9 protein-coding genes and 1 tRNA gene are annotated in these 11889 nt (G+C 42.1%); 7 read left to right on the forward strand and 3 right to left on the reverse strand.

From position 1 onward, the window contains the following. Nucleotides 1-133: 133 nt before the first annotated feature. A complete protein-coding gene (locus LC605_RS27020; protein ID WP_229550571.1) occupies nt 134-3205 on the reverse strand; it encodes a caspase family protein in 3072 nt (1023 codons plus the stop codon). A gap of 142 nt (nt 3206-3347) precedes the next feature. Between LC605_RS27020 and LC605_RS27025 the strand changes: the two genes are divergently transcribed. Then, entirely contained in the window at nt 3348-3719 is a 372-nt protein-coding gene (locus LC605_RS27025; RefSeq protein ID WP_229550572.1) for a CU044_2847 family protein, read from the forward strand. A gap of 54 nt (nt 3720-3773) precedes the next feature. Here LC605_RS27025 and LC605_RS27030 read toward each other — a convergent pair whose 3' ends face one another. Continuing rightward, nucleotides 3774-4070, reverse strand: a complete 297-nt coding sequence (locus LC605_RS27030; protein ID WP_229550573.1) for a hypothetical protein — start codon at nt 4068-4070, stop codon at nt 3774-3776. 488 nt (nt 4071-4558) lie between these two features. Next, nucleotides 4559-6286, reverse strand: a complete 1728-nt coding sequence (locus tag LC605_RS27035) for a S8 family serine peptidase (protein WP_229550574.1) — start codon at nt 6284-6286, stop codon at nt 4559-4561. A 255-nt stretch (nt 6287-6541) separates the two neighbouring features. Here LC605_RS27035 and LC605_RS27040 point away from each other — a divergent pair, with 255 nt between their 5' ends. The 6 genes from LC605_RS27040 to LC605_RS27070 all read left to right on the forward strand — a co-directional run bounded on the left by LC605_RS27040 (nt 6542) and on the right by LC605_RS27070 (nt 11576). Continuing rightward, nucleotides 6542-6709: a hypothetical protein gene (locus LC605_RS27040; protein WP_229550575.1), complete on the forward strand. Its 168-nt coding sequence runs from the start codon at nt 6542-6544 to the stop codon at nt 6707-6709. A 1479-nt stretch (nt 6710-8188) separates the two neighbouring features. After that, a complete protein-coding gene (locus LC605_RS27050; protein ID WP_229550576.1) occupies nt 8189-9661 on the forward strand; it encodes a glycoside hydrolase family 13 protein in 1473 nt (490 codons plus the stop codon). Between the two features lie 503 nt (nt 9662-10164). Beyond that, on the forward strand, nt 10165-10401 hold the full coding sequence (locus tag LC605_RS27055) for a DNA-directed RNA polymerase subunit omega (protein WP_229550577.1): 237 nt from the start codon (nt 10165-10167) through the stop codon (nt 10399-10401). Nucleotides 10402-10424: 23 nt separating this feature from the next. After that, a complete protein-coding gene (locus LC605_RS27060; RefSeq protein ID WP_229550578.1) occupies nt 10425-10982 on the forward strand; it encodes a hypothetical protein in 558 nt (185 codons plus the stop codon). A gap of 104 nt (nt 10983-11086) precedes the next feature. Further along, on the forward strand, nt 11087-11452 hold the full coding sequence (locus LC605_RS27065) for a DUF1818 family protein (RefSeq protein ID WP_229550579.1): 366 nt from the start codon (nt 11087-11089) through the stop codon (nt 11450-11452). Between the two features lie 50 nt (nt 11453-11502). Then, a tRNA-Pro gene (locus LC605_RS27070) sits at nt 11503-11576 on the forward strand. The last annotated feature ends 313 nt before the right edge of the window (nt 11577-11889 follow it).

Here is an 11889-nt window from a genome sequence, read left to right on the forward strand (position 1 = left end):
AGACACTTATCAGTGCCCCGCATCAGCGATTCATGCCTGGCAAAGCCAGTCCTTCAGCCAATGCATTTCGGAGAAAAAGAAAGGCCCACCACAAACCCAATCCATCTCTCCTCCGTTCATCGCCAGAGGATATTCATCCTCTGGCGATGAACGGAGGAGAGATGGATTGGGTTTGTGGTGGGCCTTTATAATTACTAGATGCCAGAATTTCTCCGTCGGGATTAAATTTAACAGAGCTAATACCACCATCATGATTGGCCATAACCTTAATTTTATTATTTTGTGTGTTCCATGTTTTCACACTCCATTTTTCCTTAGTGTCATTTTCAGGAACTGCAAAAGCAATTAATCCTTGTTTTGGAGAAAAATCTATATTTGTAATACCCCACTTTTCTTTATGGGAAGCAATACTTTTTTTCTGTTTTATATCCCACACTATAATAGTGCCATCTAGACTACAAGAAGCTAAATGCTGTCCATTATTGGGATTAAAGCTAATATTATAAACTGCTTTTTTATGTCCATTTTTTAATATATCAGGTTGTCTATTATTTCCATTTATAGTCCACAACTTGATAGTAGTGTCAGAACTTGATGCGGCTATTTTCTTCCCATCAGGGCTGAATTGCACACTAAATAGTGTCTTCTTATTATCAGAAAAAAACGTTTCTAATAATTTCCCTTCTCTAGTCCATAATTTTACAGTTCCATCAGAACTGGCAGAAGCTATAAGTTTACCTGTTTTGTCAAAAGTTACACTCCAAATATATTTAGTATGACCTGGTAATCGATTCCTTTCATAAATTCTGAGTATTATTGATTGAAGCTCTTGTAAAAAGGCACTATTTTGGCTGCCTATATCTTTCTCTTTAACTTCTTGTAGAGCTTGTAAGCTTGCTACAAGTGCCTCAAGTTGATTACCAGTTTCAAGAAGCTGTTTGGCCTTTGAAACTATGGTTATACTAGCAAGTATTTCACGCTGTTTTACCTTTGCTATCTGTTGCTGTGCTAATAACCCCAATCCTAAACTAAATGCTGCCATCACACCAGCCAATATTGACAACTTTGTTTTTTGTGTCTCTATTTTTACTCTACCTTGTGCTGCTTCTCGCAATTGTCTTTCTCTTGTTAATTCCGCTTCTTTTTCTCTATTTATCTTATCCAAACTCTTATGCAAAAATTCTGCTTCTAGTGGCGTAAGTCTGTGCTGAGTCTTATTCACCCACTCAGAAATTACAGCCAACTTTGCACCCGATAACAGTGCATCATCGGATTTATTAAATCTTTCTTGCCATTCCTGACAATCTTCATCTAAAGAACGACTGAGACGAATATTTTCCAGATTTTCAGCAATCCAAGTATTTAATAACTTCCACTCAGATAAAAGTGCTTCATGAGCAACTTCAACCGACTTTTCATCAGTGATAATTAAACGTTGTTGAGAACCAGCCAGTAATCCCAGAACCCTTTGCAATTGTTGTGGAGAATCTGCAACTACTTCTAATCTATCCCAGCTAGCACGCCGCCGCGTTACTTCTCCACTTTCACCTAACTGCACCAACTCCATAAACAAGCGACGCACAAAGGCTTGATCTATAGTTGTTAAACTTTCATACAAAATTGTCGCTCGTTTGTCTAAAGCTCCTTTAACTCCACCAATTTCCTCATAGCCTTTGCGAGTTAAAAGCGGCTCTGGAGATTCAGGTTCTTCAATGCAAACTCGCCACAACTCTTTGAGTGCATATTGCAGTATGGGTAATGCACCCGGACGGTTGACTACATGGGCAGAAATTTGCGAAACTAAACCATGCTCAAACGTTACCCCATGTAATTTTGCTGGTTTTTCTATTGCTTCTTCTAACTCAGCAAAAGACATTGGTGTGACTATGAATGATGTGGGAGGAATGCTATTAATGAGAGTAATAATTTCTAAATAGTCAGCACATCTATTTAAGAAATCACCACGAATTGTCAAAATTATCCGCGTTTCTACCTCCCCATTTTTTACTTCTCGTGCTACTAAACGGATAAAAGCTTTGCGTTCCTCATCGTCTTGACACAGGGTAAATACTTCTTCAAATTGATCGATAAATAATAAATGTGGCTGATTTTGCTGTTGTTGTCGAGCTAAAATGTCAACAAGCTTACCTAAAGGATGTTCTCCTGGTGTAAAAGAAGCGATCGCCCATTCACTGCTTCTTGGGAGGCGATCGCCTTTCAGTTGCGGTAACAAACCTGCTTTTACTAAAGAAGATTTACCACTACCTGAATAGCCAATTACAGCCAAAAACCGACTCTCTGCTAAACGTGAAATTAGGGTGCGAACTGCTTCTTCTCGTCCACAAAAATATTGCGCTTGTTCTGATTCAAATGCATAAAGTCCCCGATAAGGATTTTCCTGATTGAAAGCAACTTTTTCACCTGTAGAAATATCTGATTGGGGATAAGTCACGAGGGTAATCGAACGTCCCCAACCCATGCGAATCGGTTCTTGTACCGAACCTTTAAGTTCGTTGCTGACAAAATCAAACAAGCGATCGCCACTAATTCGCCTACTACTACCTACATTTTCTGCCGTTAATCCCTTAATAACTGCACCTGTGAAAATACTGTATTCTTCACTTTTAATCACTCCCGCACGTTCAAAGCTTCGACAAGCTGTAATTAAGTAATAATCCTTTTGCGAACTGAAAGCGTTAAGAGTTTTTTGGATTAATTGTCTTTCTAAGAAATAGCCGCTATTACAGCAATCGAGTAGCATCACCAAACTACTCAATTGCGAAGCTCGAATTAAGTCGTTAAGGCTATCTAGAGGAATGCCATATTTTTGTTCGGCATTTTTGTTTTCCTTAAATTCAATCTGACAATCAGAACTTGCCAAAAATCCCTTTTGTTGTCCCAAGTTGTCAGAAATAGTAAAACCATGTCCGCTAAAATAAATTAGCGCTTCATTATTAGCAGCTTGCTCTAGCAGAAATGTTCTGAGTTTTTGACCGATTTCAGCGCCACTAACTTTTGACGCTGCCATTTCATAGCCATTTTTGTCTTTATTCCAACGCTGTGGTAGTCTTTGCACAGACTGGAAATCACCATACTGCTCTAAGAGTTGCGCGATCGCCTCAGCGTCATTTATAGTCTTCGACAAACGCGGTAATGATGGGCTGATATACTCGGCAATACCAATAACAAGCGCGTATCGTGCCATTTAACACACCTTGGGTTGGTAAATGCGGGATAATCTTGACAGACACAATGATAGCTGTGCTACTAAAAATAATACCATCTATTATTTTTCTCCGAGCAAACTGAAATTTTCCAGACATATAAAAATTGAACCGAGGTAGCTGATGTCAGAAGTACAGCAATTATTTTTTCAAGCAGACGGAGAGATTGAGCAGATTGAGATTAACGTCACAGCCACCGAAATAACTCAGGAAATTGAGGAGGACGACGATGGCATAGAATACAAGGATGTGCGAACAGATGCGATCGCTCGGATGCAACAAGCTAGGCAAATGATTCGCTCTTATACTATCTATGCTCTTAGTGCTTTTAAAGACTTCAATACTGCGGAGATTGAAGAGGTAAAACTTACATTTGGCATTAAGTTGGGTGGGAAAGCTGGTATTCCTTACATTACCGAAGGTTCAGCTGAAAGTAATCTGCAAATTGAGGTGAAGTGTAAGTTTCCAGAAAAACCAAAACCTGATTCACAGTAACAGCAAACTCTATCTTTCTCCTCTCTCTGCGTCCTCTGCGTCTCTGCGGTTCGTTTATTTGGATAATTTACTTATTGGAAATCCTTTAACCAAACGTAATTGGTGCGATCGCTTCAGACTAATTACCCAAGGTTGCTCTGACAACTGGGAAATGGTATTTGGTGACAGTGTTGCAGTGAAAACATCTTTCTCACTGCTAACACCACTAACGCCTAAACTTTCTAAAACAGCGATCGCAGCCGAGTCTAAAATCGGTTCAGTATGGATGAAAACCGCTAAACTAGTTTCTTGTGAATCTTGAACATCATTTAGCGCTGTAGCAAGAGCAGCATCTAATTTCTGATAATTCATCAGCAATTCCTCAGTAAAAGGGCGGGCTATTTTTAGCCCATCCTACAACTAATTTATCAATTTTATGAGTTTTCATTGCCTCTCTTTGTACAGACTTAATGCACTAATTTCTACATCCAATTACAGATTAACTGCTGTTATCTTTAGAGCAGGGTTGAAAAGTCTAATTTATGATTAGCGGGCGACTAGAAGTCGCGGCTACACGAGACTTTACCTACCTTTCCTTGCGGAACGCTACGCGAACGCAGGTTAAAAGCTCTTGATTTTTTATTAGTCCACGAAGGTGGACTTTGTTTGTGTAGAAGCGAATTCTATTCGCCCAATCTTTTCAACAGTTATCAAGTATCCGCATTACCAGTTAATTTTTCCGTTGGGAGTTAGAGTCCCCCATTTCTAAAAATGGCGTGTTTGGTGTCGTGGTCAAATCTCCGATTGAAACTGTGATAACTGATAACTGTTAATTGTTCACTGATTTAAACATCCTCTAATTACAGATTAGCAGCGTTAACCACTCCATAACCCCATTTTTCATCAAATGTGCCTGGAGGTTTTCCGGGAATTGCACTATTTTTACGTAGCAATTCTTTCACAGCAGCCGGATCAAGTTTAGGATCACGTTGCAACAGTAGTGCTATTAACCCACTGACGAAGGGTGTCGCCATACTCGTACCAGCCTGAACCACAAACTTGGAATTAATCATTGATGAGCGGTCAAAATTTGCATCAGCAGAAAGTGTGGAAACAATCATTGCTCCTGGTGCTGCTACATCCGGCTTCTGTCCATCATTCCGTAGAGGCCCTTCACTACTGAATTCTGAAATCCTATGCAATTCTAAACCCATTTCTCGCACTTGCTGATCAATATCTGTATAGTTGGTTTTAGTAGTATAGGCAGCAACTGTGATTGCACTGCTGGCGGCTCCTGGTGAACCAATTTTTAGCGCATCCTTCACACTTTTACCTGTAAAAAACACTGAGGAACTATCATCTAGTGTCCATACATTTAAACCTGTGTCAGTTGAACAATTGTTGCGGACTCGCAACTGCCAAATACCTCCCATTACTTGCGAGGGGCCAATACCACGTATTTGCACAAAGAAATTATGGTCACTGTTGGCTTTATCTGGCCCTGGTGTCGCTAATTGCACCCGTGCATCTGGTAATTGGTAATCTTGGGCGGGATTACCGTCAGTAATTATTTTTTGGAAGGGGGTGACAAAACCGTTAGGACTCCGCAGCGACACTTCCAATTCGCTGTCTTTGGAATACCAAGCGTTTAACCAAACTATACCTACTTGATTCAAAGGAACATTAAAGCGCATACCGCGAGTGCATCCACTGGGTATCGTCGTTTGTCCATGAATGTTAGCGTTTCCTTCGTTACCCGCAGCACAGCAAACAATTCTTCCAGGGCCGGTTTCAGCATCAATAACTTTGGATAAAGAATCACTACCATCATGGGCATCAGCGTGTCCACCCAAGCTGAGATTTACCACTGCTGGACGTCCCAACTCTTTAGCAATTCGGAAAATGTAACGCACACCATCAGCAATATGGGCATCTTGTAAATCTGACCTGATGACAACTAATTCCGCTTCTGGTGCGACACCGCCATAGCTAGCATCATTACCGGCAGCAATTCCAGCAACGTGAGTACCATGACCACTAGTATCCTGAGAAATTGTCAGTTGCGCTCCCGTCAATTCTGCACCATAGCCGCCTTCCGCCACTCCTGGCCCTGGGAGTGTTTGATCCCAAATGTGTAAAACTCGCCCAGCAAAAGCGGGGTGTTTCGGATCAATACCACTGTCTATAATGCCGATGATTACTCCTTTACCAGTCAGTCCGCTTTGGTTCTTGAACTCCGGTAGTTTCACTGCTCCCATTGCAGTGTCCATCCTCAAATGAAGTTTGCGTGATGGTTTAATTCGCTGAATCACATCTTCTTCAGATAAGACATCTAAACCCTCTATCGGTAAAAAAGCCGTCCGCACACTTCCAGAGTTTTGATTGACTTCAATATTATATTGTGATAGATAACTCAAGTCTGCATCATGGTCACAGTAGATAAAAACGACGCTCTTAGTCGGCTTAACTGGGCTTTTGTGGGCAATGATGCCAAGGGATTTTTTGTGTGTAACTAAAGCTTGATCTCCCTCATGATGATAGTCTTGAAATGCTAAAAGTAGTCCAGGAGAAAGTTTTTCGTGCCTCATTTTACCTCCAATTAAATTTATATTTTGAGAGAAAAATAGTAACTTAAGCAAGATAAGTCACTCTCGCATTAATGCCGAAAATTCTTACTCATAATAGCCTTGATAAATCGGTACTAGCCAATGGAAATTTTGTAAAGATTTAAATACTTTGAGTACAACTTATACAACCCACAGTAAATTCAAATCATCACTTTTAACAGCAGAGTGTCAGAGTGAATGTAATCCTTTACGGTGAGAAAGGAAGAATAAAAGTTAATGAATTTCATTACACCAATTAGTTGGGTGGAATATCATTCAATACTGCGTAGCTTTTGGCAAAAAAATAAAAAAGGTGTAGGTGTAGGTTGGGTTGAGGAACGAAACCCAACCGAAGATCGGGGTTTGTTGGGTAACGCATTGCTCAACCCAACTTACAAATATTAAAAACCTACGCAGTATTGGAATGTCATTTACTTAAGCTAGATTTAGATCGCGGACTTGTTCAAAAAGTCGGGGATCTGGGCAGCAACTTTTGCTTACAGCGATTTTCAGGTAAATGAACCACAATTATGAGACCTAACCCCCAGCCCCTTCCCTACAAGGGAAGGGGAGAAAATCAACAGTTATCAGTTATCAGTTAATTTTTCCGTTGGGAGTTAGAGTCCCCCATTTCTAAAAATGGCGTGTTTCGGTCGGGGATTTGACCCCGACCGAAACTGTGATAACTGATAACTGTTAACTGTTCACTGATTTAAAGCCTCTCTCCTCGTAGGAGAGAGGTCTATCTGTGGTTCAAATACATGAAAACTGTTGTAAGTAAGTGGCATTCATTTTTAAATAGGGTGCGTCATGCCAAAGGCGATCGCACCCTTTCACTAAAGATACGAAGCCGTCTCAGTTCAAACCGAAGCCGTCTCAGTTCAAACCGAAGCCGTCTCACTTCAAACCAAAGCCGTCTCACTTCAAACCAAAGCCGTCTCACTTCAAACCAAAGCCATCTCACTTCAAACCGAAGTCATCTCACTTCAAACCGAAGCCATCTCACTTCAAACCAAAGCCGTCTCACTTCAAACCGAAGCCATCTCACTTCAAACCGAAGCCATCTCACTTCAAACCGAAGCCATCTCACTTCAAACCGAAGTAGTCTACCTTCCTTGTCCTGACTAGTTCCCAGACTGGGAGGGCTACCGCCTCCTCTTTCTTGACCAGAGGCTTTGAGGCTTACTCCCCTTCCCTTGTAGGGAAGGGGTTGGGGGTTAGGTCTGTATTTCACGCAATTGAGAACCGCTATAGTAGTCTCTCAAATTCATGTGTAAGGGACTTCCAAATAAAAAAATACTCAACTACTTATTGTGGGGCGGGCGAGACGCCATTGGTGTCAACAAAAGCCTTGAAATAGCTTAACTGTTGCCTACATGACCCGCCTTGAACTAAAGTTCGAGGCTAATAGCTAAAGTCTACTGAAGTAGACTAAAGATTATTGGAAATATTTAGTCATCTTCAGATGACTTTTGTTATTAGCAAGGAACTTCAGTTCCTTGCGGGACATAACTTCTACGTTAAGTTGACACTAATGGCGAGACGCCCACCCCACAAGATTCGGTAATTTAATATTTGTGGGTTGGGTTGAGCGCAATGCGAAACCCAACAAACCACGCTCTTCGGTTGGGTTTAGTTCCTCAAACGCCACGTGCTACCCTGCGGGAACGCTAAAAGCGAACAAGTCTCTTAACCGCAAGGGCGCAGTGGCTCCCCAACCTACACATTTTTGATTTTTTTGCCAAAACCTGCGCAGTATTGCTACCCAACGGGGAACAGTTGTCCCAATGCCCAATTATCAATTCCCAATTCTCTATCATAAGTAAGAGCCATAAAGAAGCTAATATTTGCAACGATCGCTTCTGAACCTACAAAGAGTTATTCATGCAAATTCAAACACCAGACTGGGTGAAACACGCTGTTTTCTACCAAATCTTTCCAGACCGCTTTGCCAGAAGCAAAAAGCCCCGCAAACGGCTGTTACACCAAGCCCGTTGGGAAGATTGGGACTCTATGCCAACACTCCAAGGTTATAAAGGCGGCGATTTATGGGGAATCATGGAGGGTTTAGACTACATCCAGGATTTGGGAATTAACGCAATTTATTTCACACCCATCTTTCAATCTGCCAGCAATCACCGCTATCATACTCACGATTATTACCAAGTTGACCCAATGTTAGGGGGCAATGAGGCTTTTAAGGAATTGCTCGATGCAGCCCATCAACGGAATATCAAAGTTGTTTTGGATGGAGTCTTTAACCATTCCAGCCGTGGGTTTTTCTTTTTCCATGACGTTTTAGAGAATGGCCCCCATTCACCTTGGGTAAATTGGTTCAAAATAGAAGGCTGGCCCCTTTCAGCATACGATGGGCAATTTCCTGCCAACTACGCGGGTTGGGCGGGAAATCGCGCCTTGCCAGAATTTAACCACGATAATCCAGAAGTGCGAGAATACATTATGGAGATTGCCGAATATTGGATTAAATTCGGCATCGACGGTTGGCGATTGGATGTACCATTTGAAATAAAAACTCCTGGTTTTTGGCAAGAATTTCGCGATCGCGTTAAGGCAGTTAATCCCGAAGCTTACATTGTGGGCGAAGTGTGGGGAGATTCTCGCCAGTGGTTGGATGGAACGCAATTTGACGGCGTGATGAATTATCTATTTGCTGGGCCGACAATTGCCTTTGCAGCTGGCGATCGCGTAGTCTTAGAACAAGTGCAAAGCCGCGACTATCAACCCTACCCACCCTTATTTGCCGCCGAGTACGCCACCAAAATCCAAGAAGTACTGCAACTTTACCCTTGGGAAATTCAGCTAACTCAACTCAATTTGCTAGCAAGTCATGATACAGCTCGATTGATGACCATTGCAGGCGGCGATAAAGCTAGTGTGGAATTGTCAACTTTACTACTACTCACCTTTCCCGGTGCCCCCAGCATCTACTATGGTGATGAAGTTGGTTTACCTGGTGGAATAGATCCCGACTCACGTCGCAGCTTTCCTTTAGAAGCCAACTGGGAAAAAGAGATTTTTAACACTCACCGCCAATTAATTGCCCTGCGTCAAACTTACCCAGCCTTGCGTACAGGCGATTACCAAGTTCTCCATGCTCAAGGACAAGTTTATATCTTTGCCCGAACATTGGGCACAGAAGAACTGATAATTGCCGTCAACGCTGGCACAAGTTCAGCAACAGCGAATGCACATATCACCAATTTGCGTACTCAACCCAATCAGTTGTTGTATGGTACTGCTGAAGTTGAGTGGAATAGTGAAGGAGAAACTCAGCAGTTTTCATTGAGTCTTTCCCCCCGCAGTGGATGCATTTTGGGAGTAGGGAGTAGGGAGTAGGGAGTGAAGAGTTGAGGGGGACAAGGAGAATAACCAATAGACATCTGGTGAAATTAAATATGCCTTACTCAGAACCCTTGTAGAGACGTAGCACTGCTACGTCAAAACAATTCTCTTTCTTTGCGTCCTTGGCGTCCAACTCTTACGAGACGCACTCGCGTTTGCGGTAGCCTGCGGCAAGCCGAAGCGTCTACGTTAAAAAATTGACTTTGGCAAAGAGTTTTAGCCTTAACTGAACTGTATTGTCCGATGAATAATTTAGGGACTTCCAAATAAAAAAACACTCAACCACCTAATGCAAAAAATTTCTCGAAACTCTCATTCCTCCGTGTTCTCTGCGCCTCTGTGGTTCGTTTATTTGAGTAATTTATTTCTTGGAAGTCCCTTATATTGACTAAAACACTCTCAACCTCTATGAACAGAGAGGTTGCTAGCGATTAAATACACAACGGCAAATTTATCAGTACTGCTACACTGGGGAATGACCCCAAGAACCACTGATTATGCTAAAGCGTTCTAAGTTCGAGACAACTCAGTCTCAGATTATGCACCGTGCTGAGGATCTCATTAGTGCAGCCTCAAATCGTTACCGCATTACGGTTCAGGTGGCAAATCGTGCTAAACGTCGGCGTTATGAAGACTTTGAAAGTAACGAAGATGTGATGATGAAGCCAGTGCTAAGAGCAATTATCGAAATGTCCGATGAATTGACTCAGCCAGAAATTATTGGCGAACTATAAAAAAAGGCTTTAGAGAAGGTAGGATGAGCAAACATTTATCATTCATTCAACCTCTACTCAAGCCCTGGCAGACACTCACTGCCTTAATGGTAGTGGGTGTAATTGTTTTGGCTTCAGAGGTGGGCAAATCAATACAGACAAACTTATTTAGCATCCAACCTGCATATGCTCAGAGAATCACACCTAGCGATGTTTGGCAGCTAGTATATCAGCAGTTGCCAGATTTACCACGAGAAAATAAGTATATTAGCAAAGAAAATGGGAAAGTTGCCGAAAACAACACCTTAGTAAATCGCCTGATTAGATATCACATTTATACCAAAGGGCGGGCCCCAAATTATCGCTTGGATTGGAAGCTGACTTTAGCTGATTACCTGGGTGCGAACGAAATTATGTATGATACTACCTATCCAGGAAATGATTCATTACGGGAAAATCCGATAGAAGGCGATCGCAAAGCCATCAGCAGTCTCACCCGCAGCCAGCGAGATACCCTAGTGCAAGTCTTAGTCAATATATTTAATCCTACTTCCCAAAATACCCTATCCCCCAGCCCCAACACCCCACAACCACCCCAATAAGGAGGTACTGAACTACTGAAATGACCAAATCCAGAGTCCAAAATCTTCCTTTGCGTTCCTCTGCTTTAAACCTCTGCGTCCCTTTGCCTTTAAAAAACTAAGCTATGGAACGCCTTGTAAAAACTGGATTTGGTTGGCGTATAGGCTGGAACCCCCAAGCACCTGAATTTAAAGGTTTAGTGGGTACAGATGATTGGGCAATTGAGTTAACCGAAGCCGAGTTAAATGATTTTTGCCGTCTACTAGCACAGCTCGCAGACACCATGAAGCAAATCACAACTGAATTGATGGAAGAGGAAAAAATTGCTTGTGAAGCCGAAAGCGATTTATTGTGGATGGAGGTGGAAGGCTATCCTCATGCTTACAGTCTGCGCTTGATCTTGACTACAGGGCGATGTGTAGAGGGTAAATGGGATGCTTCTGCTGTTCCACATTTACTCCAAGCAAGTGAGATGCTTAAGGTTTTTTAAATTTGCCTCTTGATTATCCTAGAGTTTCGTTGTATGATAGTAGTTCTGACCGGGGCGTAGCGCAGCTTGGTAGCGCGCCACTTTGGGGTAGTGGAGGTCGTGGGTTCGAATCCCGCCGCTCCGATTGATGATAAGCCATGCCTGCTAGTCTTTTTAAAAGATCGGCAGGTTTTTCAATAAGGTATGCAAGAGGATACTAAATCAATACCCTTGGGTCAAGGCTTAACTCTTTGTCAAAGTTTATTATTTTTATTGGCCTTTGGACAAGAAAGAAGTGTTAGCGAATAATTTACGCGAACAAGAGACTAGGCATCAGAAGTTACCCCAGTTATTTTTTCTAACTGAGTCAAACTGAGTTAAACGCCTAAAGCCTAAGAAAATTTACGCAGCTTTTTGTTTATTAGGTGTTGATTTTGACTGCCTTTTCACAACGGGAT

The sequence above is a fragment of the Nostoc sp. CHAB 5836 genome, from assembly GCF_020829445.1.
In the GTDB taxonomy this organism is placed as follows: Bacteria; Cyanobacteriota; Cyanobacteriia; order Cyanobacteriales; family Nostocaceae; genus Nostoc.

Excerpts from the sequence above, each read along its gene's own strand:
- LC605_RS27025 (WP_229550572.1), top strand. The coding sequence starts at position 3,348 with ATGTCAGAAGTACAGCAATTATTTTTTCAAGCAGACGGAGAGATTGAG.
- LC605_RS27020 (WP_229550571.1), bottom strand. The coding sequence starts at position 3,205 with ATGGCACGATACGCGCTTGTTATTGGTATTGCCGAGTATATCAGCCCA.
- LC605_RS27035 (WP_229550574.1), bottom strand. The coding sequence starts at position 6,286 with ATGAGGCACGAAAAACTTTCTCCTGGACTACTTTTAGCATTTCAAGAC.
- LC605_RS27060 (WP_229550578.1), top strand. The coding sequence starts at position 10,425 with ATGAGCAAACATTTATCATTCATTCAACCTCTACTCAAGCCCTGGCAG.
- LC605_RS27050 (WP_229550576.1), top strand. The coding sequence starts at position 8,189 with ATGCAAATTCAAACACCAGACTGGGTGAAACACGCTGTTTTCTACCAA.
- LC605_RS27030 (WP_229550573.1), bottom strand. The coding sequence starts at position 4,070 with ATGAATTATCAGAAATTAGATGCTGCTCTTGCTACAGCGCTAAATGAT.
- LC605_RS27055 (WP_229550577.1), top strand. The coding sequence starts at position 10,165 with ATGCTAAAGCGTTCTAAGTTCGAGACAACTCAGTCTCAGATTATGCAC.
- LC605_RS27065 (WP_229550579.1), top strand. The coding sequence starts at position 11,087 with ATGGAACGCCTTGTAAAAACTGGATTTGGTTGGCGTATAGGCTGGAAC.
- LC605_RS27040 (WP_229550575.1), top strand. The coding sequence starts at position 6,542 with ATGAATTTCATTACACCAATTAGTTGGGTGGAATATCATTCAATACTG.